16 protein-coding genes and 1 pseudogene are annotated in these 22,500 nt (G+C 69.4%); 10 read left to right on the plus strand and 7 right to left on the minus strand.

Annotated features, from left to right (window positions below):
• Nucleotides 1-68 precede the first annotated feature (68 nt).
• Entirely contained in the window at nucleotides 69-1,598 is a 1,530-nt protein-coding gene (locus OHS70_RS29990; RefSeq protein ID WP_328402483.1) for a hypothetical protein, read from the plus strand.
• 6 nt (nucleotides 1,599-1,604) lie between these two features.
• Here OHS70_RS29990 and corA read toward each other — a convergent pair whose 3' ends face one another.
• Complete coding sequence (gene corA, locus OHS70_RS29995; protein ID WP_328402485.1) at nucleotides 1,605-2,597, minus strand: magnesium/cobalt transporter CorA; 993 nt, start codon at nucleotides 2,595-2,597, stop codon at nucleotides 1,605-1,607.
• A gap of 56 nt (nucleotides 2,598-2,653) precedes the next feature.
• Between corA and OHS70_RS30000 the strand changes: the two genes are divergently transcribed.
• The 5 genes from OHS70_RS30000 to OHS70_RS30020 all read left to right on the plus strand — a co-directional run bounded on the left by OHS70_RS30000 (nucleotide 2,654) and on the right by OHS70_RS30020 (nucleotide 7,257).
• Nucleotides 2,654-3,358 (plus strand): histidine phosphatase family protein, encoded by a 705-nt coding sequence (locus tag OHS70_RS30000; RefSeq protein WP_328402487.1) that lies wholly within the window; start codon nucleotides 2,654-2,656, stop codon nucleotides 3,356-3,358.
• An 87-nt stretch (nucleotides 3,359-3,445) separates the two neighbouring features.
• Nucleotides 3,446-4,036 (plus strand): DUF3090 domain-containing protein, encoded by a 591-nt coding sequence (locus tag OHS70_RS30005; RefSeq protein WP_328402489.1) that lies wholly within the window; start codon nucleotides 3,446-3,448, stop codon nucleotides 4,034-4,036.
• Entirely contained in the window at nucleotides 4,000-4,818 is an 819-nt protein-coding gene (locus tag OHS70_RS30010; protein ID WP_328402491.1) for an SCO1664 family protein, read from the plus strand. Before OHS70_RS30005 ends, OHS70_RS30010 begins: the two co-directional genes overlap by 37 nt.
• A gap of 103 nt (nucleotides 4,819-4,921) precedes the next feature.
• On the plus strand, nucleotides 4,922-6,151 hold the full coding sequence (mshC, locus tag OHS70_RS30015) for a cysteine--1-D-myo-inosityl 2-amino-2-deoxy-alpha-D-glucopyranoside ligase (RefSeq protein ID WP_328402493.1): 1,230 nt from the start codon (nucleotides 4,922-4,924) through the stop codon (nucleotides 6,149-6,151).
• A 134-nt stretch (nucleotides 6,152-6,285) separates the two neighbouring features.
• Nucleotides 6,286-7,257 (plus strand): superoxide dismutase, encoded by a 972-nt coding sequence (locus OHS70_RS30020; protein ID WP_328402495.1) that lies wholly within the window; start codon nucleotides 6,286-6,288, stop codon nucleotides 7,255-7,257.
• A gap of 75 nt (nucleotides 7,258-7,332) precedes the next feature.
• On the opposite strand, the gene OHS70_RS30025 is transcribed toward OHS70_RS30020, so the two are convergent.
• The 6 genes and pseudogenes from OHS70_RS30025 to OHS70_RS30050 all read right to left on the minus strand — a co-directional run bounded on the left by OHS70_RS30025 (nucleotide 7,333) and on the right by OHS70_RS30050 (nucleotide 14,135).
• Entirely contained in the window at nucleotides 7,333-8,361 is a 1,029-nt protein-coding gene (locus OHS70_RS30025) for a PAC2 family protein (protein ID WP_328402497.1), read from the minus strand.
• A 302-nt stretch (nucleotides 8,362-8,663) separates the two neighbouring features.
• Nucleotides 8,664-9,056: pseudogene (locus OHS70_RS30030) on the minus strand (FadR/GntR family transcriptional regulator); the annotation flags it as partial.
• 102 nt (nucleotides 9,057-9,158) lie between these two features.
• Nucleotides 9,159-10,763, minus strand: coding sequence for a glycerol-3-phosphate dehydrogenase/oxidase (locus tag OHS70_RS30035; RefSeq protein ID WP_328402499.1), 1,605 nt, complete (start codon nucleotides 10,761-10,763; stop codon nucleotides 9,159-9,161).
• A gap of 6 nt (nucleotides 10,764-10,769) precedes the next feature.
• Nucleotides 10,770-12,293 carry a glycerol kinase GlpK gene (gene glpK, locus OHS70_RS30040; RefSeq protein WP_328402501.1) on the minus strand — a complete coding sequence of 508 codons (1,524 nt, stop codon included), beginning with the start codon at nucleotides 12,291-12,293 and terminating at the stop codon, nucleotides 10,770-10,772.
• A gap of 35 nt (nucleotides 12,294-12,328) precedes the next feature.
• Nucleotides 12,329-13,117: an MIP/aquaporin family protein gene (locus OHS70_RS30045; RefSeq protein WP_328402503.1), complete on the minus strand. Its 789-nt coding sequence runs from the start codon at nucleotides 13,115-13,117 to the stop codon at nucleotides 12,329-12,331.
• A gap of 253 nt (nucleotides 13,118-13,370) precedes the next feature.
• Nucleotides 13,371-14,135: an IclR family transcriptional regulator gene (locus tag OHS70_RS30050; RefSeq protein ID WP_328402505.1), complete on the minus strand. Its 765-nt coding sequence runs from the start codon at nucleotides 14,133-14,135 to the stop codon at nucleotides 13,371-13,373.
• A gap of 238 nt (nucleotides 14,136-14,373) precedes the next feature.
• Here OHS70_RS30050 and metH point away from each other — a divergent pair, with 238 nt between their 5' ends.
• The 4 genes from metH to OHS70_RS30070 all read left to right on the plus strand — a co-directional run bounded on the left by metH (nucleotide 14,374) and on the right by OHS70_RS30070 (nucleotide 22,498).
• On the plus strand, nucleotides 14,374-17,886 hold the full coding sequence (gene metH, locus OHS70_RS30055) for a methionine synthase (protein WP_328402507.1): 3,513 nt from the start codon (nucleotides 14,374-14,376) through the stop codon (nucleotides 17,884-17,886).
• Between the two features lie 152 nt (nucleotides 17,887-18,038).
• Nucleotides 18,039-18,740, plus strand: a complete 702-nt coding sequence (locus OHS70_RS30060; protein ID WP_328402509.1) for an HAD family hydrolase — start codon at nucleotides 18,039-18,041, stop codon at nucleotides 18,738-18,740.
• A 504-nt stretch (nucleotides 18,741-19,244) separates the two neighbouring features.
• Entirely contained in the window at nucleotides 19,245-20,846 is a 1,602-nt protein-coding gene (locus OHS70_RS30065) for an ABC transporter substrate-binding protein (protein WP_328402511.1), read from the plus strand.
• Between the two features lie 62 nt (nucleotides 20,847-20,908).
• Nucleotides 20,909-22,498, plus strand: a complete 1,590-nt coding sequence (locus OHS70_RS30070; protein WP_328402513.1) for an ABC transporter substrate-binding protein — start codon at nucleotides 20,909-20,911, stop codon at nucleotides 22,496-22,498.
• Nucleotides 22,499-22,500: the final 2 nt, after the last annotated feature.

A 22,500-nucleotide genomic window follows, 5' to 3' on the forward strand; every position in this document is an offset into this window, starting at 1 on the left:
CCGGGCGTGCTCCTCCGAGTGCCGCACCCCGATTGCCGGGTGCGCGCTCCGGTAGCAGCGTGGACCGCATGACGCAGACCCCTGCCCCGGTTCTCCGCCTGCGCGGACCGAGCCAGGCGCGCACACAACGGCCGGCCACCCGCGACTTCCGGTGGCCGGCCGTTGTCGCCGCCGTGTACACGATCGTGCAACTCGCGCTCGCCGTCCCCGGGACGGGGCTCGGCTGGGACGAGACGGTGTACGTCAGCCAGGTCACGCCCGGCGCGGATGCCGCGTTCTTCAGCGCGCCGCGTGCCCGGGGCATCACCCTGCTCATCGCTCCGCTGACCGCCTTCACCTCGTCCGTCGAGGCGCTGCGCGTCTATCTGGCGCTGCTGTCGGGCGCCGGCCTGTTCCTCGCGCTGTGGGTGTGGAAGCGGCTGCTCCCCGCATCCGTACTCGCCGTGGCCGGCGCGCTGTTCGCCGGACTGTGGATCACCGTGTTCTACGGTCCCCAGGCCATGCCCAACCTCTGGGTCGCCCTCGGGGCACTCTTCACCGTCGGCTGCTTCCTGCGGGCCGCCCGGGACCCGTCCGACGGCACGGCCCTCATCGGCCTCGGTGCCGGCGTCGCATTCGTCGCGCTGATGCGGCCCACCGACGCGTTCTGGCTGGCCGCGCCGCTCGCCGCCGTCGCGCTGTGCGTCAGGGTCTGGCGGCACCCGGTCCTGCTGCTGGTGCTCGCCGCGGGAGCGGCGGTCGGCTGCGCCCCATGGGTCGTCGAGGCGTTTGTCAGCTACGACGGGCTCCTCGCGCGGCTGCGGCGTGCGAGCGAGATCCAGGGGCACCTCGGCCCACACTTTGCCGTCGACGACCAGGTGCGCTCACTCGACGGACGGTCGCTGTGCCGCCCGTGCGATGTGCCCTGGAAGCGGCCGGTCACCGCCCTGTGGTGGTTCGTTCTGCCCCTGCTCGTCGCGGGCGGCTGCGCGGCGGCGATGCGCACCCGGCGGCCCTCCGGCATCCTGGTTCCGGCGCTGACCGGTCTGTCGCTGGCCGTGCCGTATCTGCTGCTGATCGACTACGCCGCCCCGCGCTTCCTGCTCCCCGCCTACGCGCTGCTCGCGCTGCCCGCGGCGCTGTGTCTGACCCGGATCGCCGCGTACGCACGGCCGCGCCCCCTGGTCGCCGTCGCACTCGCCCTGCTGCTGGCCGGACATCTGGCGATCCAGTACTCCGTCCTCGACGGCGCCGTCTCGCGCAACCGCGCCAACCGCCTGGCCTTCGACCGGATCGCCGCCGAACTCCACCTCCAGGGCATGCGCCCGCCCTGCGCGATCAGTGGTGCGGAAGCCGTGCGGATCGCCTTCTTCACCGGTTGCGCCTCACGCCAGACCCGCGGCCACGACGGCAGCATCACCCCTGCCGGGCTCGTCGCCCTCGCCCGCGACCGGCCGGTGGCGTTCGTGGTGACGGGCGAGAGCCGGCCACCGTCGTACGCCCGTGGCTGGCGTCTCACGCGCCTCCCGGATCTGCCGGGCCACCACAACTCCCGCGCCTATCTGGCACCGACCGTCCGGCCGACAGCGACGCCCGGGGCCGGGCCGGGCCGTGACTGAGACGACCTAGAGCCAGCCGCGGCGCTTGAACAGGCGGTAGAGGCCGTAGACCGCGGTGGCCATCAGCAGGATGACCGCCGGATACGCCCAGGGCTCCTTCAGCTCCGGCATGTACTCGAAGTTCATTCCGTAGATCCCCGCGACCATCGTGGGAACCGCCGCCATCGCAGCCCAGGCCGAGATCTTGCGCATGTCGTCGTTCTGCCGCACGCCCATCTGCGCGAGATGAGCGGAGAGGATGTCCGACAGCAGCCGGTCCAACCCGTCCACCTGCTCGTTCGCCCGCGTCAGATGGTCGCTGACATCGCGGAAGAACGGCTGCGCGTGCTCGTGCACGAACGGCACGCCCGCACTCGCCAGACGGACCATCGGCGCCGCCAGCGGACCGGACGCCCGGCGGAACTCCAGCAGCTGGCGCTTGAACGTGTAGATCCGCGCAGCCGTGTTGCGCAGCTCCCCGCCCGTCGGAGCGAAGACGTCCGCCTCCATCTCCTCCAGGTCCACCTGGAGCTCGTTCGCCACGTCGATGTAGTGGTCGACGATGGCGTCGCTGACCGCGTACAGGACAGCCGTGGGGCCGTGTCGGAGCACATTCGGATCGGCCTCCATCCGCAGCCGCACCGAATGCAGCGGTGTGCCCTCGCCGTGCCGGACCGTCACCACGAAGGAGTCACCGATGAACACCATCACCTCCTCGCTGCTGACCGTGTCGCTCTCCGGCTCGTACACGACGGGCTTCAGGACCACGAACAGCGAGTCGTCGTACACCTCCAACTTGGGGCGCTGATGCGCCCGCAGCGCGTCCTCCACGGCCAGCGGGTGCAGACCGAACTCGCTGCTGACGAGATCGAACTCCTTCTCGGTCGGCTCGTGCAGCCCGATCCACAAGAAGGCGTCCCCGCTCGCGCGTGCTTCCTCCAGCGCGTCCGAGAGGTCGTCGGGGCCCTCGGTACGCCGCCCGCCCCGGTAGATGGCACAGTCCACGATCACGGCGCGCATTCTTCCGCGCTCGGCGCCTCGGCGCACCCCGGCGGGCACCCCCTAGGCTGACGGGCATGGCCACGCTGATCCTCGTACGCCACGGACGATCCACCGCCAACACCTCGGGAGTGCTCGCCGGCTGGACGCCGGGCGTCCTCCTCGACGAGCGCGGCGCCGAACAGGCCGCCGCCCTGCCCGAGCGCCTGGCCCGGGTCCCCCTGGTCGCCGCCGTCACCAGCCCCCTCGAGCGCTGCCGGCAGACCCTCCAGCCCCTGCTGGACGCCCGGCCGGAGCTGGAGCCGGTGAGCGATGAGCGCATCGGGGAATGCGACTACGGCGACTGGTCGGGGCGCAAGCTCGCCGAGCTCGCCGACGAGGCGCTGATGGAGGTGGTTCAGCAGCACCCGACCGCCGCCGCCTTCCCCGGGGGCGAGTCGATGCGGGCCATGCAGGCGCGCGCCGTCGACGCGGTACGGGACTGGAACGCGCGCATCGACGCCCAGTACGGCGAGCACGCCGCCTATGTGATGTGCTCGCACGGAGACATCATCAAGTCCCTCGTCGCCGACGCCCTCGGCATGCATCTCGATCTCTTCCAGCGCATCCATGTCGAACCGTGTTCCATCACGGCGATCCGCTACACCCGTACCCGTCCCTTCCTGCTGCGTCTCGGTGACACCGGGAACTTCGCCTCGCTCGTGCCGCCCGAGAGGGGCGAGGCCGAAACGGGCGGTGACAGCGGGGCCGCCGTCGTCGGAGGCGGCGCGGGCGCACCGTGATCCGTTCGCGCAGTAGGGTGGACGGGCCGTAATGCTGAAGTCCCCGCGACCGCAGTCCCGACCGACCCTTCCCAAGGGAGACAGAACGTGTCCCGTCAGGTGTTCCTCTACGACCCGCCGGAGCGTTTCGTGGCCGGTACGGTCGGGCTGCCTGGCCGCCGTACGTTCTTCCTGCAGGCCTCCGCCGCTGGGCGCGTGACCAGCGTCGCCCTGGAGAAGACCCAGGTGGCCGCGCTTGCCGAGCGGATCGACGAGCTGCTGGACGAGGTGGTGCGCCGCACCGGCGGCAACGCCCCGGTGCCGGCCATGGCTCCCGCCGACGTCGCCGACACCGCTCCGCTCGACAACCCGGTCGAGGAGGAGTTCCGGGTCGGCACGATGGCGCTGGCCTGGGACGGCGAGGAACAGCGCATGATCGTCGAGGCGCAGGCGCTCGTGGAGCTGGACGTGGACTCCGAGGAGGACCTTGCGGAGGCCGAGGAGCGGCTGCTTCAGGACGAGGAGAACGGCCCGCCGATGCTGCGTGTGCGGCTGACCGGGGCACAGGCCCGGGCATTCGCCAAGCGCGCGCTGGACGTCGTGAACGCCGGCCGCCCGCCGTGCCCGCTGTGCAGCCTGCCGCTCGATCCGGAAGGACACGTATGCCCGCGCCAGAACGGATACCGACGGGGCGCCTGACGGCGGTGGATCTGCTCACCAAGGGCGAGCTCACCGTACGGGGACGGGTCCGCGAGGCATCCAACGCGGTGCTGTACTGCTCGGTTTCGTACGACGGTCAGGAAGCCCACTGCGTATACAAGCCGATCGCCGGCGAGCGCCCGCTGTGGGACTTCCCGGACGGCACGCTCGCGCACCGCGAGGTCGCGGCGTACGAGCTCTCCGAGGCGACCGGGTGGGGCCTGGTGCCGCCCACCGTGCTGCGCGACGGCCCGTACGGCCAGGGCATGGTCCAGCTGTGGATCGAGGCCGATCCCGAGGCGCCGTTGCTGGCGCTCGTGGAGGACGAGGAGCCCGGCGCCGGCTGGAAGGCTGTCGGCTTCGCCGACGTCGGCGAGGGACGCACCGCCCTGCTGGTCCACGCGGACGACGAGCGGCTGCGGCGGCTCGCGGTGCTCGACGCTGTGATCAACAACGGCGACCGCAAGGGCGGCCATCTGCTGCCGACGGCCGACGGCACGCTGTACGCGATCGACCACGGCGTCACCTTCAACGTGGACGACAAACTGCGCACCCTGCTGTGGGGATGGGCGGGGGAGCCGCTGACCGCGGACGCGCTCGAAGCGCTCGGCACGGTGGCCCGGTCCCTGGCCGAGGGCGCGCCGCTCGCCACCCGACTGGAGCAATTGCTCACCGCGGACGAGGTGCGTGCGCTCAGGGACCGGGTCGAGGCCCTGCGGGGCACGGGGAAGCACCCTGTCCCGTCGGGTGACTGGCCTGCGATTCCCTGGCCTCCCGTATAGCCCGGAACGCAGCACACACCGCGCCCAGGCGCAAGAATGCCCAACCGGCCAAGATCAGTGGTCCGGTTCGTATGTGGAACTGGCGTCCGGTTACGCTCATGACATGCATGCCTGGCCCGCTTCTGAGGTCCCCGCCCTGCCCGGCAAGGGCCGCGACCTCCGGATCCACGACACCGCGACCGGTGGTCCGGTGACCCTCGACCCCGGTCCCGTCGCCCGTATCTACGTCTGCGGCATCACACCGTACGACGCGACCCACCTGGGTCACGCGGCGACCTACAACGCGTTCGACCTTGTGCAGCGCGTGTGGCTCGACACCAAGCGGCAGGTTCACTACGTCCAGAACGTGACGGACGTGGACGATCCCCTGCTCGAGCGCGCGATCCGCGACGGGCACGACTGGACCGAGCTCGCCGAGCGCGAGACCGCCCTGTTCCGTGAGGACATGACCGCACTGCGGATGCTGCCCCCGCAGCATTACATCGGCGCCGTCGAGGCGATACCCGGCATCGTGCCGCTCGTCGAGCGGTTGCGGGACGCAGGCGCCGCCTACGAGCTCGAAGGCGACGTCTACTTCTCGGTCGAGGCCGACCCGCACTTCGGCGAGGTGTCGGGACTCGACGCCGAAGCCATGCGGCTGCTGTCCGCCGAGCGCGGCGGTGACCCGGACCGGCCCGGCAAGAAGAACCCGCTCGACCCCATGCTGTGGATGGCCGCCCGTGACGGCGAGCCGAGCTGGGACGGCGGCTCGCTCGGCCGTGGCCGCCCCGGCTGGCACATCGAGTGCGTGGCGATCGCCCTCGACCACCTCGGCATGGGCTTCGACGTGCAGGGCGGCGGCTCGGATCTGGTCTTCCCGCACCACGAGATGGGGGCCTCGCACGCTCAGGCCCTCACCGGCGAGCACCCGTTCGCCAAGGCGTACGTCCATGCCGGCATGGTCGCCCTGGACGGCGAGAAGATGTCCAAGTCCAAGGGCAACCTGGTCTTCGTCTCCAAGCTCCGCCGCGACGGCGTGGACCCTGCCGCCATCCGCCTCGCCCTGCTCTCGCACCACTACCGGGCGGACTGGGAGTGGACGGACTCCGTGCTCGAGGAAGCGGTGGAGCGGCTCGGGCGCTGGCGCGCCGCCGTCTCCCGGCCTGACGGGCCGTCCGCCGACGCGTTGGTCGAGGAGATCCGCGGCGCGCTCGCCGACGACCTCGACGCACCGGCCGCACTCGCGGCCGTGGACCGCTGGGTCGCGGCCCAGCACGCCGAGGGCGGCACGGACGAGGGCGCCCCCGGCCTGGTCTCCCGCTCCGTGGACGCTCTGCTCGGCGTGGCCCTGTAGATCCCCGCGGTGCCGGGGCGGGCCCGAGCCCGCTCCGGCACCCTTGCCTCCGCTTCGGGGTTCATGCTGCGGGGGCCACCTGTCGTGTGGTGGGGTGTGGTGCGTTCGTCGATGACGAGTCGGAAGGACGCACCATGGAACGTTCCTTCGCACGCAGAGAATTACTGGGCACGGCCGCCGCCGTCGGCGCGGCCGCACTGCTCGGACCACCGGCCGGCTCCGCACGGGCGGCGGACGGATCCGCCGAAGGGCCCTGGCCCGCCCGCTTCCTCCTGCCGAACGGCTTCCAGCCCGAGGGCATCACGATCGGGCGCAGCCCGTACGCCTACCTGGGCTCGCTCGGCACCGGTGATGTGTACCGGGCGAGTCTGGCCACCGGACGCGGCCGGATCGTGAGCGAGGGGGCCGGCACCGGCCACTCGGTCGCCGGGCTGAAGATCGACCGGCACGAACGGCGGCTGTTCCTGTCCGGCGGCTTCAGCCGGGAGATCCGGGTCGCCGACGCCCGCTCAGGGGAGATCGTCCGGAACTTCCCCGTGGGCGCCGCGAACTCGATGGTGAACGATGTGATCCTCACGCCGGGCGCCGCCTGGTTCACGGACTCGTTCCAACCTCAGCTCTACCGGCTGCCGTTGGACTTGCGGGGCGAGCCAGGCCGGGCGGTGGAGACGGTGCCGCTGGGCGGAGAGTGGGAGCAGGGCACGGACTTCACGGCGAACGGCATCGAGCGAACCCCGGACGGGTGCGCCCTGCTGGTGGTGAACACCGTGGTCGAGGGCGGCTCGCTGATGCGGGTCGACCCGCGCACGGCCATGGCCCGCAGAGTCGACCTCGGCGATCTCAGGATCCCCTTCGGTGACGGTCTGTTGCTGCTCGGCCGTCACCTGTACATCGTTCAGCAGCAGCGCAACCAGATCGATGTGGTCCTGCTGAACGACGCGGGCACCAGGGGCACGGCGATCGGGCGGATCACCGACCCGGAGCGATTCCGGATCCCGACCACGGCCGCGGCCTTCGGCCGCCGGATCTATCTGCCCAACGCCCGCTTCGATGTCGGGCCGACGCCGGAGACCGAGTACGACGTGGTGGCGGTCGGCCAGGTGTGAGGGGCGCGGATGCTGGAGCGGGGTGGTACCGGCCGGCACCACCCCGCTGCTCGTACTGCTCGGCGCTCCTACCGCTCAGTCGTCGGACGCATCGGGTGCGTCCTCGTCGCCCTCCGCGTCCGGCCCGGCTCCGGGCCCCGTCTCCGGCGGTGAACCAGGTTCCGGGCGCGGTGGCTTGGGCGGCCGGGTGCGTCCGCTGGAGGTGTCCCGCAGATACGAGTCGCCGCCCTCGGTGGCATGACCGCCCGGCGCCTGGCCGTGGCCGCCGTCGCGCCGCCGCAGATAACGCTCGAACTCGCGGGCGATGGCCTCGCCGGACGCCTCCGGGAGCTCCGCGGTGTCCCGCGCCTCCTCCAGCGTCTGCACATACTCCGCCACTTCGCTGTCCTCGGCGGCCAGTTGGTCCACGCCGAGCTGCCAGGCCCGTGCGTCCTCGGGGAGTTCGCCCAGCGGGATGCGCAGCCCGATCAGGTCCTCGAGCCGGTTGAGCAGCGCCAGTGTCGCCTTCGGGTTGGGCGGCTGCGACACGTAGTGCGGCACCGCCGCCCACAGGCTGACCGCGGGAACGCCCGCGTGCGTGCACGCCTCCTGCAGGATGCCGACGATGCCGGTCGGGCCCTCGTACCGGGTCTCCTCGAGATCCATGGTCCGCGCGAGATCCGGGTCCGAGGTGATCCCGCTGACGGGCACCGGCCGGGTGTGCGGGGTGTCGCCCAGCAGCGCGCCCAGGATGACCACCATCTCGACTCCCAGCTCATGGGCGAAGCCGAGGATCTCGTTGCAGAACGAGCGCCAGCGCATGGACGGTTCGATACCGCGGACCAGCACCAGGTCGCGCGGCTTGTCACCGCCGATCCGGACCACGGACAGCCGTGTGGTGGGCCAAGTGATCTTCCGTGCACCGCCGTCCAGCCACACCGTGGGCCGGTTGACCTGGAAGTCGTAGTAGTCCTCGGCGTCGAGCGCCGCGAACACCTCGCCCTTCCACTCCCGGTCCAGATGCGCGACCGCGGTGGAGGCGGCGTCGCCGGCGTCGTTCCAGCCCTCGAACGCGGCCACCATGACCGGGTCGATCAGCTCGGGAACCCCCTCGAGCTCGATCACCCAGTGCCTCCTTCCGAAGTTCCCTTTCGTACACGCCAACCTTACGGCTAACGGGGCCCCGCTCCGCAGCCCTCCTGCACGGCGAGGTGAAGTTCCCCGACGCAGGCATATGCCGCGGCGTCCGGACCTCTGACCGGCCGATTCATCCGAGCTGTGCAGGGGAAATCGGTATCGGCGCGGAGCTCCCCGCGTCTCGCGCCCGGACGGGGACGGAGATCGGATGCCGAGGAGAGGTCCGATGTCCTTCTCGCACAGGCCGGCACGAGGCGGCACGTCGGGGCCGAGCGGCGTGCACGACGAGGTCAGAGAGTGGACCTCAGCCCCTGCTCCGCGCTCGCCACATGCACCGTGGCCCACGACCTCGCCGCCTCTCCGTCACGGTCACGCAGCGCCGCCAGGATCGCGCGGTGTTCGTCCAGGGTGCGGCCGACCGCGCCCTTCCGGGTGAGGCCGCGCCACGCCCGGGCCCGCGTCGTCGGCCCCGACAGCCCCTCCAGCAGCGAGCCCAGCACCGAGTTCCCCGAGCAGCGCACGATCGAACGACGGAACTCCAGATCCGCGGCGGCCGGCTCCTCCACCGACGGGTCGGAATCCAGGGCGTCCAACTGTGCGGCGAGCTCGTCCAGTTCGTCGTCGGTGATCCGCGCCCCCGCCGTCGCGGCCGCCTCCAGGATGCGGCGCACGGCGAGGAACTCCGGTATGGGCACCGGCGTCGTGTGCCGCGGACCTGAGGAACCGAACGGGCACCGGACATGAGAAAGGGGCGGCCCCCCGTGGGCCGCCCCTTTCGCCTGCTGCTACTTACCGAGGATGTCCTCGACCTTGGCGCGGATCTCGTCCGTCGCGAGACCACGGATCGTCAGCGTCGTACGGCGGCGCAGCACGTCGTCCGCCGTCTCGGCCCACTCGTGGTCACGCGCGTACACGACCTGCGCCCAGATCTCGGGCGCGTCCGGGTGGACGCGCTCCGCCAGCGCCGGGTTCTCGTTGGCCAGGCGCGCGATGTCGAACGACAGCGAGCCGTAGTGCGTGGCCAGATGGCGGGCGGTGTCCGCAGCCATCCGCGGACCGGGCGCGGGCCCGTCCACGAGCAGCCGGTGGGCGACCGCGCGCGGGTTGGCTATGCCCGGCAGCGGCAGCTTCTTCGGCAGGTCCGCGATCGGCTCCATGTCGTCCGCGAGCGGGCGGCCCGGCAGCTCGGCCAGCTTGTTCATCACCGTACGGCCGATGTGGCGGAAGGTCGTCCACTTGCCGCCGGCCACCGACAGCATGCCGCCGCTGCCCTCGGTGACGACCGTCTCCCGCTTGGCCTTCGAGGTGTCGCCGGGACCGCCGGGCAGCACCCGAAGACCCGCGAAGGAGTACGTGATCAAGTCGCGTGACAACTGCTGGTCCCGGATCGAGAACGCGGCCTCGTCCAGGATCTGCGTGATGTCCTTGTCGTTGACCGCGACATCCGCCGGGTCGCCCTCGAACTCCTCGTCGGTCGTACCGAGCAGCAGCATGTCCTCCCACGGGAGGGCGAACGTGATGCGGTACTTGTCGATCGGGGTGGCCAGCGCGGCCTTCCAGGGGGCGGTGCGCTTGAGGACCAGGTGCGCGCCCTTGGAGAGACGGATGGAGGGAGCCGCGTTCGGGTCCTCCATCTTGCGCAGGTGGTCGACCCACGGGCCGGTGGCGTTGAGCACCAGGCGGGCCGTGACACCGAACTCGGCGCCGTCGGTGCGGTCCTTGAGCTCGGCACCGGTGACCCGGCCCTTGGTGAAGCGCAGGCCCGTGACCTCGGCGTGGTTGAGGACGGTCGCGCCCGCCTGGACGGCCGCACGGACCGTCATCAGCGCCATCCGGGAGTCGTTCATCTGGTCGTCGCCGTACACGGCCACGGCCTTCAGGTTCTCCGTACGCAGCTCGGGCACGTCACGCGCGGCCTTCGACGCGGAGATGACATGACCGACGCCGTCCCCGAACGCGGAGAGCGCGGAGTAGGCGAAGACGCCTGCGCCGAGCTTGGCCGCGCCGTGCGGGCCGCCCTTGTAGACGGGCAGGTAGAAGGTGAGCGGGTTCGCGAGGTGCGGTGCCACCTGACGGGAGACCGCACGCCGCTCGAAGTGGTTCTCGGCGACCAGTTTGACCGCGCCGGTCTGCAAGTAGCGCAGACCGCCGTGCAGCAGCTTGGAGGAGGCGGAGGAGGTGGCGCCGGCGAAGTCGCCGGCGTCCACCAGTGCCACCCGCAGCCCGGACTGAGCCGCATGCCAGGCAGTGGAGATGCCCAGGATGCCGCCGCCGATCACCAGGAGGTCAAAGGTCGCCCTGGAAAGCTGCTCCCGAGTTTCGGCCCGGCTCGGGTGAGAGCCGGAGGCCGGGTGCGTCCCGAGGGCCGGGACGCTCTGCAGGGTGGTCATCTCGTATTACTCCTCGTCCTCGATCCAGCCCATGGTCCGCTCGACGGCCTTGAGCCAGTCCTTGTACTCGCGTTCACGCTTGTCAGCGTCCATGCGGGGGGTCCACTCGGCGGCCCTGCGCCAGTTGGCACGCAGAGCCTCGGTGTCCGGCCAGAAGCCGACGGCCAGGCCGGCGGCGTAGGCAGCGCCGAGGCAGGTCGTCTCGGCAACCATCGGGCGCACCACAGGGGCGTCCAGGAAGTCCGAGAGCGTCTGCATCAGCAGGTTGTTGGAGGTCATGCCGCCGTCGACCTTGAGTGCGGAGAGCTCGACGCCGGAGTCCTTGGTCATGGCGTCGGTGATCTCGCGGGTCTGCCAGGCGGTGGCCTCGAGAACGGCGCGCGCAATGTGCGCCTTGGTGACGTACCGGGTGAGGCCGGCGATCACACCGCGGGCGTCGGAGCGCCAGTACGGGGCGAACAGTCCGGAGAAGGCCGGTACGAAGTACGCGCCACCGTTGTCCTCGACCGACGACGCGAGCGTCTCGATCTCGGCGGCGGTGCTGATCAGGCCCATCTGGTCGCGCATCCACTGCACCAGCGAACCCGTGACGGCGATGGACCCCTCGAGGGAGTACACCGGCGCCTGGTCGCCGATCTTGTAGCCGACGGTGGTGATCAGACCCGAGTACGAGTTGATGATCTTGTCGCCGGTGTTCATCAGAAGGAAGGTGCCGGTGCCGTAGGTCGACTTGGCCTCGCCCTCGGCGAAACAGGTCTGGCCGAACAGCGCGGCCTGCTGGTCGCCGAGCGCGGAAGCGACCGGGATGCCGTCCAGGACGCCGCCCTTGACGTGCCCGTACACCTCGGCGGAGGAGCGGATCTCCGGCAGCACGGCCGGCGGGACCTCCATGGACTGCAGGATCTTCTCGTCCCACTCCATGGTGTGCAGGTTCATCAGCATGGTGCGGGAGGCGTTGGTGACGTCGGTGACGTGGTGACCGCCGTCGACACCGCCCGTGAGGTTCCAGATGACCCAGGAGTCCATGGTGCCGAAGAGGATGTCGCCGCGCTCGGCGCGCTCGCGCAGCCCCTCGACGTTGTCCAGCAGCCAGCGGACCTTGGGACCGGAGAAGTAGCTCGCCAGAGGCAGGCCGGTCTCGCGGCGGAAGCGGTCCTGGCCGACGTTGCGGCCGAGCTCCTTGCAGAGGCTGTCGGTGCGGGTGTCCTGCCAGACGAGGGCGTTGTGGACGGGCTCACCCGTGTTCTTGTCCCAGAGGACGGTGGTCTCGCGCTGGTTGGTGATGCCGATGGCCAGGACGTCGGAGGGGGTGATGCCACCCTTCTCGATGGCTCCCTGCACCACTTCCTGGACGTTGGTCCAGATCTCGGCGGCGTTGTGCTCGACCCAGCCCGGCTTCGGGAAGATCTGCTCGTGCTCCTTCTGGTCGACCGAGACGATCCGGCCGTCCTTGTCGAAGACGATGCAGCGGCTGGAGGTGGTGCCCTGGTCGATGGCCGCGATGAACGGGCCGGCGTGTGCGTCAGTCACGGTTGCTCCTGTGGTCTGTGAGGAGGACGTACGGCTTAGGCGAACGCGATGTTGTAGATACCCGCGGCAATCGCAGCACCCACGAGCGGGCCGACGACGGGAATCCAGGCGTAGCCCCAGTCGGAACCACCCTTGTTGGGCAGCGGGAGCAGGGCGTGCACGATGCGCGGGCCCAGGTCACGAGCAGGGTTGATGGCGTATCCGGTCGGACCGCCGAGCGAGAGTCCGATACCGACGACGACGAGCGCGACGATCAGACCGCCGAGGACCCCGAGCCCCTTGCCGCTGTCGTTGAGGCCCTGGGTGAGGACCGCGAGGACGAGCACGGCGGTGCCGATGATCTCGGTGGCGAGGTTCTGCCAGACGACGCGGACCTCGGGGCCGGTGGAGAAGACACCGAGCACCGGACCGGCGTTCGGGGCGGCCTTCTCGGTGACCAGGCCCTCCTCGTGAGGCGGCGCGGCGAGGATCTCCGGGTCCGTCAGGTGGGCCTTGAACTGGCCGTAGTACGCGACCCAGGCCAGGAAGGCACCGAGCATGGCGCCGACCAGCTGGCCCGCGAAGTAGACGGGGACGTTGTTCCAGTCCCCGCTCGTTATCGCGATACCGAGCGTGACCGCCGGGTTGAGGTGGGCACCGGACAGGGGGCCTGCGATGTAGACCGCGGTCAGGACCGCGAAGCCCCACCCGAAGGTGATGGCCAACCAGCCGGCGTTCTGCGCCTTCGAGCGCTTGAGCACGACGGCGGCGACAACGCCGGCGCCGAGCAGGATGAGTACGGCGGTACCAATGATCTCGCCGATGAAGATGTCGGAGCTGGACACCCGCGACTCCTTGTCCTTCGTCCAGGGGAAGGCGAACCAACGGGTCCCACCGTGGTTCGCGCCCTCGGGGGTGAGAGCGATGCCCTCGGGATGAGAGCGTTGCCGGCCCTTGGCGTTGCCACACTCTAGCGCGTATTACCGTTAGGTGTTCGACAATGCCGACCGATGAACGGCAGTTTTGTCCTCCGGTTAAGACGGCGTCAAGGGTTGTGACGCCGATAACCCGATCGTTACTTACGATGGAACAAAACGGTCAAAACCGCCCGGCGCCCAGATCGCGGGAAACGGCGCGTGCACAGTCCCGCACCGCCGCGACCAGCTCGGAACGCAGCTCCTCGCCCTGGCAGACCCGCTCCACGGCACCCGTGATGGCGACGGCGCCCACCGGCATCCGGCGCCGGTCGTGGATGGGTGCGGCGACGGCCGCCACGCCCTCCCAGGTCTCTTCCACATCTGCCGCCCAGCCGCGTGCCCTCGTGTGGTCCAGAAGCGACTCGAACTCGGTCAGATCCGTGACCGTGCGCGGCGTGAACGCCTTGAAGTCGACCTCGAGCGCCTCGGTGTGGGCGACCGGGTCGTAGGCCACCAGAACCTTGCCCAGCGCCGTGGAGTGCAGCGGCTGCATGGCCCCCACCTCCAGGACCTGGCGGCTGTCGTCGGGCCTGAAGACGTGGTGGACGATGAGCACGCCGTGCTGGTGCAGCACTCCCAGGTGCACGCTCTCGCCGCTGGAGCGGGCGAGATCGTCCGTCCAGACAAGGGCGCGCGCCCTCAGCTCGTGGACATCCAGATAGCTGTTGCCCAGCCGGAGCAGCTCGGCTCCGAGCTGGTAGCGGCCGGAGGCGGCGTCCTGCTCGACGAAGCCCTCGGCCTGGAGTGTGCGCAGAATGCCGTGCGCCGTGCCCTTGGCCAGGTCCAGCGACGAGGCGATGTCGGACAGTCCCAGCCGGCGTTCTCCGCCCGCGAGCAGACGCAGCATGGCCGCGGCCCGCTCGAGTGACTGGATGCTCTTCGCCATCGTCTCGGCCTTTCTCCCCTGTGGTTCGACAATGCTGAACACTATCGGCCGATGTCGACCTTGGTCATCGGTGACGAGTATCTCTCCGATGGTCAGACTGCAGAAACCCCCAGTACAACTTGCCGTCCGCCCCGTGGGACGCCTCCGCCCTCGGCGGGAAGCACGGCTACCCTGACTTCGTGCGCCTTCCACCGGGAGACGCAAAGCCGACAGCCGTCGCATCCCAGGGAGTACATCCATGGCCGCGTTGCCGACCCCTTCCGCTGACAGCCGGACCCGAATCGAAGCCCTGCGTGAGGCGCTGGCCACCCGTGTGGTGGTGGCGGACGGTGCGATGGGCACGATGCTTCAGGCGCAGGATCCGACGCTGGAGGATTTCCAGGATCTCGAGGGCTGCAACGAGATCCTGAATGTGACGCGGCCGGACATCGTGCGGTCGGTGCATGCGGCCTATTTCGAGGTCGGGGTCGACTGTGTGGAGACGAACACGTTCGGTGCGAACTTCGCGGCGCTGGCGGAGTACGACATTGCGGAGCGGGTGTTCGAGCTGTCGGAGTCGGGTGCGCGGATCGCGCGTGAGGTGGCGGACGAGTTCACGGTCTCGACGGGCCGGCAGCGGTGGGTGCTGGGGTCGATGGGGCCGGGTACGAAGCTTCCGACGCTGGGGCATGCGCCGTATCTGACGTTGCGGGACGCGTATCAGCGCAATGCGGAGGGCATGATCGCGGGCGGTGCGGATGCGCTGCTGGTGGAGACGACGCAGGATCTGCTGCAGACCAAGGCGGCGGTGCTGGGGGCGCGGCGGGCGCTGGAGGCCGTCGGGGTGAGTGTTCCGGTGATCTGTTCGGTGACGGTGGAGACGACGGGCACGATGCTGCTCGGGTCGGAGATCGGTGCGGCGCTGACCGCGCTGGAGCCGCTGGGTATCGACATGATCGGTCTGAACTGCGCGACCGGCCCGGCGGAGATGAGCGAGCACCTGCGTTATCTGGCCCGCCACTCCCGTGTCCCGCTGTCCTGCATGCCCAACGCGGGCCTGCCGGTCCTGGGCAAGGACGGCGCGCACTATCCGCTGTCGGCGTCCGAGCTCGCGGATGCGCAGGAGACCTTTGTGCGCGAGTACGGGCTGTCGCTGGTCGGCGGCTGCTGCGGCACGACGCCGGAGCACCTGCGCCAGGTCGTCGAACGCGTGCGCGGCCTGGAGCCGCCGGTGCGTGAGCCGCGCCCGGAGCCGGGTGCCGCGTCGCTGTACCAGACGGTGCCGTTCCGTCAGGACACCTCCTACATGGCGATCGGTGAGCGGACGAACGCGAACGGGTCGAAGAAGTTCCGTGAGGCGATGCTGGAGGGCCGCTGGGACGACTGTGTGGAGATGGCGCGGGACCAGATCCGTGAGGGCGCCCACATGCTCGACCTGTGTGTGGACTATGTCGGCCGGGACGGTGTGGCGGACATGGAGGAGCTGGCGGGGCGTTTCGCGACCGCGTCGACGCTGCCGATCGTGCTGGACTCGACCGAAGTCGAGGTGCTGCGGGCCGGGTTGGAGAAGCTCGGCGGCCGCGCGGTCATCAACTCGGTCAACTACGAGGACGGCGACGGCCCCGAGTCCCGCTTCGCCAAGGTGACCCGGCTCGCCCAGGAACACGGTGCCGCGCTGATCGCGCTGACCATCGACGAGGAGGGACAGGCCCGCACGGTCGGGACGAAGGTCGCGATCGCCGAGCGTCTGATCGAGGACCTCACCGGCAACTGGGGGATCCACGAGTCCGACATCCTCATCGACACCCTGACGTTCACCATCTGCACGGGGCAGGAGGAGTCCCGCAAGGACGGTATCGCCACCATCGAGGCCATCCGTGAGCTGAAGCGCCGTCACCCGGACGTACAGACGACGCTGGGCCTGTCCAACATCTCCTTCGGCCTCAACCCCGCGGCGCGGATCCTGCTGAACTCCGTGTTCCTGGACGAGTGCGTGAAGGCCGGTCTGGACTCGGCGATCGTGCACGCCTCGAAGATCCTGCCGATCGCGCGGTTCGACGAGGAGCAGGTGACGACCGCCCTCGATCTCATCTACGACCGGCGCAGCGAGGGTTACGACCCGCTCCAGAAGCTGATGGAGCTGTTCGAGGGCGTCAACACGAAGTCGATGAAGGCCGGCAAGACGGAGGAGCTGCTGGCACTGCCGCTGGAGGAGCGGCTCAAGCGGCGGATCATCGACGGGGAGAAGAACGGTCTGGAGGCGGATCTGGACGAGGCGCTCCAGGACCGTCCGGCGCTGGAGATCGTCAACGACACGCTGCTGGAGGGCATGAAGGTCGTCGGTGAGCTGTTCGGCTCGGGTCAGATGCAGCTGCCGTTCGTGCTGCAGTCCGCCGAGGTGATGAAGAACGCGGTCGCCTACCTCGAGCCGCACATGGAGAAGTCCGATGCCGAGGGCAAGGGCACGATCGTGCTGGCCACGGTGCGCGGTGATGTGCACGACATCGGCAAGAACCTGGTCGACATCATCCTGTCGAACAACGGCTACAACGTGGTCAATCTGGGGATCAAGCAGCCGGTGTCCGCGATCGTGGAGGCGGCGCAGGAGCACCGGGCCGATGTGATCGGCATGTCGGGCCTGCTGGTGAAGTCCACGGTGATCATGAAGGAGAACCTGGAGGAGCTCAACCAGCGCTCGCTGGCCGCCGACTTCCCGGTCATCCTCGGCGGCGCGGCGCTCACCCGTGCCTATGTCGAGCAGGACCTCCACGAGATCTACCAGGGCGAGGTCCGCTACGCACGGGACGCGTTCGAGGGCCTGCGGCTGATGGACGCCCTCATCGCCGTCAAGCGCGGCGTCCCCGGCGCCACCCTCCCCGAACTCAAGCAGCGCCGCGTGCGGGCCACGTCCGACGCGGTGGTCGAGGAGCGCCCCGAAGAGGGAGCCGTACGCTCCGACGTCGCGATCGACAACCCGGTCCCCACCCCTCCGTTCTGGGGCACCCGGGTCGTCAAGGGCATCCAGCTCAAGGAGTACGCCTCCTGGCTCGACGAGGGCGCCCTGTTCAAGGGCCAGTGGGGCCTGAAGCAGTCCCGCGCCGGTGACGGCCCCTCGTACGAGGAGCTCGTGGAGTCGGAGGGCCGGCCGCGGCTGCGCGGCTGGCTGGACCGGCTGCACACCGAGAACCTGCTGGAGGCGGCCGTGGTCCACGGCTACTTCCCCTGCGTGTCCAAGGGCGACGACCTGATCATCCTGGGCGAGGACGGCTCCGAGCGCACGCGCTTCTCGTTCCCACGCCAGCGTCGCGGACGGCGCCTGTGCCTGGCGGACTTCTTCCGCCCGGAGGAGTCCGGTGAGATTGATGTCGTCGGCCTGCAGGTCGTCACCGTCGGCTCGAGGATCGGCGAGGCCACGGCCAAGCTCTTCGAGGCCGACTCCTACCGCGACTACCTCGAACTGCACGGCCTGTCCGTCCAGTTGGCCGAGGCCCTCGCCGAGTACTGGCACGCCCGCGTGCGCGCCGAGCTCGGATTCGCCGGCGAGGACCCGGCCGATGTGGAGGACATGTTCGCACTGAAGTACCGCGGCGCACGGTTCTCACTCGGTTACGGAGCGTGCCCGGACCTCGAGGACCGGGCGAAGATCGCCGAGCTGCTCGAGCCCGAGCGCATCGGCGTCCAGCTGTCCGAGGAGTTCCAGCTCCACCCCGAGCAGTCCACCGACGCGATCGTCATCCACCACCCCGAGGCGAAGTACTTCAACGCGCGTTAGCGCGTCGTTCAGGGCGTGTCGTCCAGATGACCGACGCGCGCCGGACGAACGAGACGTACACTGGTCGGTCCAGTGCAGGCCGGTCACCTGTTCCAGCGGGAAAGCCGCAGGGAAAGGCGGCCGGCCTTCTCGTCCCTCACGGAGGTGTGCCCATGACCAGCACGGTCCCCGCGTCCCTGACCCGTTTGGCGGAGGGCGCTGCCCTGCAGGCGGTCTTCCTGGACATGGACGGCACCCTGGTGGACACCGAGGGCTTCTGGTGGGACGCCGAGGTGGAGGTCTTCGCCGACCTCGGACACCGGCTGGACGAGGCATGGCGGGATGTGGTCGTCGGCGGTCCGATGACGCGCAGCGCCGGCTACCTCATCGAGGCCACCGGCGCGGACATCACTCTCGCCGAGCTGACCGTGCTGCTCAACGACAAGTTCGAGAACCGGATCGCGCGGGGAGTGCCGCTCATGCCCGGCGCCGCGCGGCTGCTCGCCGAGCTCGCCGCGCACAATGTGCCCACCGCACTGGTCTCCGCCTCCCACCGGCGCATCATCGACCGCATCCTCGCCTCGCTGGGACCCGAGCACTTCGCCCTGTCCGTCGCGGGCGACGAGGTGCCCCGTACCAAGCCGCACCCCGACCCCTATCTGCTGGCCGCCGCGGGCCTGGGTGCGGAGCCCGCCAGGTGTGCCGTGGTCGAGGACACGGCGACCGGTGTGGCGGCTGCCGAGGCGGCCGGCTGCAGGGTCGTCGCCGTGCCGTCGGTGGCGTCGATCGCGCCGGCGGCGGGCCGAGTGGTCGTTCAGTCCCTCGAAGAAGTCGACCTTGTTTTTCTGCGCACTCTGATCACCGCTCCGCACTGATACGCGTACTGTCCGTGGTGTGTGAATGTACGGAAAACCCGCGGCGGCGAGACGTGCTTTTTCCGTGATGACCGGATGGTTTTTCGAGATCTGCCAACCCCATCTCCGGCGTGACCTTCATCACGCTGGGTGGTGTTGCGCGTCCGTCCTGGATGTCCCTGCGCCGCATCATGGGCAGTTTGAGTGCACCCATGTGTCCTGATTGATTACCCTATGACCGAAAATCCCTCGGCATGGTCATCCATCGGTGCGCATTGCTGATCACTCTGCGAATAGCCCCCAACTGGCGTTCGGTCACCCTTTCCTGGCACCGCCCACTAATCTCATCGCGAGAACTTCGCCGCCGCACCATGGCGCTCCCACGGCCACCAAGCCGTCGGAAAGCCAGGACCGATCGCTGAGAATCCCCCGGCCCGATCGCACCGCCCCGACCGGGCGGAAGTGGCGGAGCACCTCGCACACACCGCTGTACCTGTGCCGGATGGATGAGGGAGAACGTCCAGGATGAACCGTAAGACTTTGGTGCTGCCGGCCGTGGTCGGTCTGCTCGCGCCCGTGCTCGTCGCCTGCGGCAGCCAGGACGGCGGGTCCGGCGGCGGTGACGCCATCGTCGTGGGCACCACGGACCAGTTCGTCGCCACTGCGGACGCCCCCGCCCCTCTCGACCCGGCCTACGCCTACGACACCGGCGCCTGGAACGTCCTGCGGCAGACCGTCCAGACCCTCCTGCACGCCCCGCGCGGCGGCGGCGAGCCGGTGCCGGACGCGGCCGAGTCCTGCACCTTCACCGACAACGCCAGCGAGAGGTACCGCTGCAAGCTGCGTGACGGGCTGAAGTTCGCGGACGGCACCCCGGTGACCGCCGAGGACGTCAAGTTCTCCATCGAGCGCGTGCTGAACATCGAGTCGGACAACGGCACCGCCGCCCTGCTCGCGAACATCGACACCATCGAGCCCAAGGGCGACAACGAGGTGATCTTCCACCTCTCCACGCCGGACGCGACCTTCCCGTACAAGCTGTCCACGCCCGTCGCCGGCATCGTCAGCAAGAAGCACTACGACGGCAGCAAGCTGCGCGAGGGCTTCCAGGTCGACGGCTCGGGCCCGTACACCATGAAGACCGAGACCGAGGGTGATCACATCACCAAGGTCGTCTTCAGCAGGAACGACCACTACAAGGGCGACGTCAAGCTCAACAACGACAAGGTCGAGCTGCGCTCGTTCGCCGACGCCGAGGCCATGGGCGAGGCGCTCGAGTCCGGCGACATCGACATGATGACGCGCGCCATGTCGCCCAAGCAGATCCAGGAGCTCGCCGAGAAGCCCAAGGAGGACATCGAGCTCACCGAGGTGCCCGGCCTGGAGATCCGCTACCTCGCCTTCAACACCAACGACCCGTCGGTCAAGGACAAGGCCGTCCGCCAGGCCATGGCCGCCGTCGTCGACCGCGGTCAGATCGCCGGCCAGGTCTACGGCGCCACCGCCGAGCCGCTCTACTCGCTCATCCCGACGAGCATCGCCGCGCACACCAACTCGTTCTACAACAAGTACGGCGAGCCCAGCCGCAAGAGGGCCGCGTCGATCCTCTCCGGCGCCGGCATCAGCACCCCGGTGAAGCTCAAGCTGCACTACACGACCGACCACTACGGCGCGGGCACGGAGAAGGAGTTCGAGGCGCTGAGCGACCAGCTCAACGCGACCGGGCTCTTCGACGTCACCGTCCAGGGCACCGAGTGGTCCAAGTTCCGCCCCGCTCAGAAGCGCGGTGACTACGCGGTCTACGGCCTCGGCTGGTTCCCCGACTTCCCGGACCCGGACAACTACATCGCACCGTTCCTGGACAAGGGCAACTTCCTCAATTCGCCCTATGTGAGCGAGAAGGCCCGTGAGCTGATCCCCCAGTCGAGGCGCGAATCGGACCGAAACGCCGCATCTCCGGCCTTCACTCAGATGCAGGAGATCGTCGCCAACGATGTCCCCGTGCTGCCGCTGTGGCAGGGCAAACAGTACGTTGCCGCCCGCAGTGGGGTCATCGGGGTCGAGTACGTGCTTAACTCCAGCTCAGACCTCCAGCTCTGGGAGCTCTCGCGCAGCGACGGCGTCTGACCGTGGAGGTTTCGGCGGGGCAAACGGCGCCCGCCGTTACTTGAGAACAAAGGCACGGTTCTGTGAAGGCACGTAACAAGTGGCTGACGGCCCCGCTCGCGGCGGGGCTGGCTGCCGGTCTGCTGAGCGGCTGCGGCGACGAGGGAAGCGGTTCCGGAGACTCCGGCGGTAGCTCACTGGTCATAGGCATGTCGGACGAGGTCCTGTCCACGGACCCGGCGGCAGGCTACGACCCGGGGTCCTGGCTGTTGTTCAACAACGTCTTCCAGTCACTGCTCAGCTTCCCCAAGGGGAGTTCGATGCCTGAGCCGGAGGCCGCCGAGAGCTGCGGCTTCGAAGGGTCCGGCAGCACGGTCTACCGCTGCAAACTGCGCGACGGTCTGAAGTTCAGCAACGGCAACCCGCTGACGTCCAAGGACGTGAAGTTCTCCTTCGACCGGGTACGGGAGATCGACAGCGAAGCGGGACCGATGCCGCTGCTGTCCACCATCGACGAGATCAGGACACCCGACGAGAAGACCGTCGTCTTCAAGCTGTCCGTCCCCGACGCCACCTTCCCGAGCAAGATCGCCTCGGGTGCGGGCTCCATCGTCGATCACCGCGAGTATCCGGCCGACGCCCTGCGCACCGACGGAAAGGCGGTCGGCTCCGGCCCGTACAAGCTGGACTCGTACAGCAAGGAAGAGGCCGCCTTCTCGGTCAACGAGGACTACCGGGGAACCGCCGAGACGCGGAACGCGGGCGTCACCCTCAAGTTCTTCCCCGGTGACCAGAAGGCGCTGGCATCGGCGCTGGGCGAGGGCGACGTCGACGTCGCCTACCGAGGACTGCCTGCCGAGGAGATCAGTGAGCTCCAGGGCTCGGCCGCCGCCGATGACCGGGGGATCGAGGTCGTCGAGGGATCCAGCGCGGAGGTCCAGCACCTGGTGTTCAACGTCGACGACCCGGTCGTCGGCAGGCTGGGTGTACGCAAGGCCATCGCCTACCTCATCGACCGCGACGCCCTGGTGCGGGACGTCTACCAGTCCACGGCGACCCCGCTGTACTCGATCATCCCGGCCGGCATCGCCGGCCACAACACCGCCTTCTTCGACCTGTACGGCGGCGAACCGCAGCCGCAGAAGGCGGAGCAGGCCCTGCGTTCCGCCGGAATCAGCGGCAAGGTGAAGCTCACCCTCTGGTCCACCCCGAGCCGCTACGGCCCGGCGACCGACCAGGAGTTCAAGGTGATCGCCAAGCAGCTCAACGCCAGCGGGCTGTTCGACGCGACCGTCAAGTCGGTCGACTTCGAGGAGTACGAGAAGGGCATCGCCGCCGGGAAGTACGGCGTCTACGTCAAGGGCTGGGTCCCTGACTACCCCGACCCCGACAACTTCACGCAGCCGTTCTTCGGCGAGGGCAACGTCCTCGGCAACAACTACGACAACAAGCGGATCACCGGCTCGATCCTGCCCGAGGCCGCAGGCGAATCCGACCGGACCGCCGTCGACAAGCCGTATGTCGAGCTGCAGAATCTCGTCGCTCAGGAGCTGCCCATCCTGCCGCTCTGGCAGGGCAAGCAGTACGCCGTGGCCCGAGGCGACGTCGCCGGTCTCCAGTGGACCCTGGATGCCTCCACCGTCTTCCGGTTCTGGGAGATCGAGAAGGCCTGAGG

The organism is Streptomyces sp. NBC_00390 (assembly GCF_036057275.1).
GTDB lineage: Bacteria > Actinomycetota > Actinomycetes > Streptomycetales > Streptomycetaceae > Streptomyces.

Coding starts and splice junctions, on each gene's coding strand:
- OHS70_RS30000 (WP_328402487.1), top strand. CDS start 2,654: ATGGCCACGCTGATCCTCGTACGCCACGGACGATCCACCGCCAACACC.
- OHS70_RS30065 (WP_328402511.1), top strand. CDS start 19,245: ATGAACCGTAAGACTTTGGTGCTGCCGGCCGTGGTCGGTCTGCTCGCG.
- mshC (WP_328402493.1), top strand. CDS start 4,922: ATGCATGCCTGGCCCGCTTCTGAGGTCCCCGCCCTGCCCGGCAAGGGC.
- OHS70_RS30010 (WP_328402491.1), top strand. CDS start 4,000: ATGCCCGCGCCAGAACGGATACCGACGGGGCGCCTGACGGCGGTGGAT.
- OHS70_RS30060 (WP_328402509.1), top strand. CDS start 18,039: ATGACCAGCACGGTCCCCGCGTCCCTGACCCGTTTGGCGGAGGGCGCT.
- OHS70_RS30050 (WP_328402505.1), bottom strand. CDS start 14,135: ATGGCGAAGAGCATCCAGTCACTCGAGCGGGCCGCGGCCATGCTGCGT.
- OHS70_RS30035 (WP_328402499.1), bottom strand. CDS start 10,763: ATGACCACCCTGCAGAGCGTCCCGGCCCTCGGGACGCACCCGGCCTCC.
- OHS70_RS30020 (WP_328402495.1), top strand. CDS start 6,286: ATGGAACGTTCCTTCGCACGCAGAGAATTACTGGGCACGGCCGCCGCC.
- metH (WP_328402507.1), top strand. CDS start 14,374: ATGGCCGCGTTGCCGACCCCTTCCGCTGACAGCCGGACCCGAATCGAA.
- OHS70_RS29990 (WP_328402483.1), top strand. CDS start 69: ATGACGCAGACCCCTGCCCCGGTTCTCCGCCTGCGCGGACCGAGCCAG.
- corA (WP_328402485.1), bottom strand. CDS start 2,597: ATGCGCGCCGTGATCGTGGACTGTGCCATCTACCGGGGCGGGCGGCGT.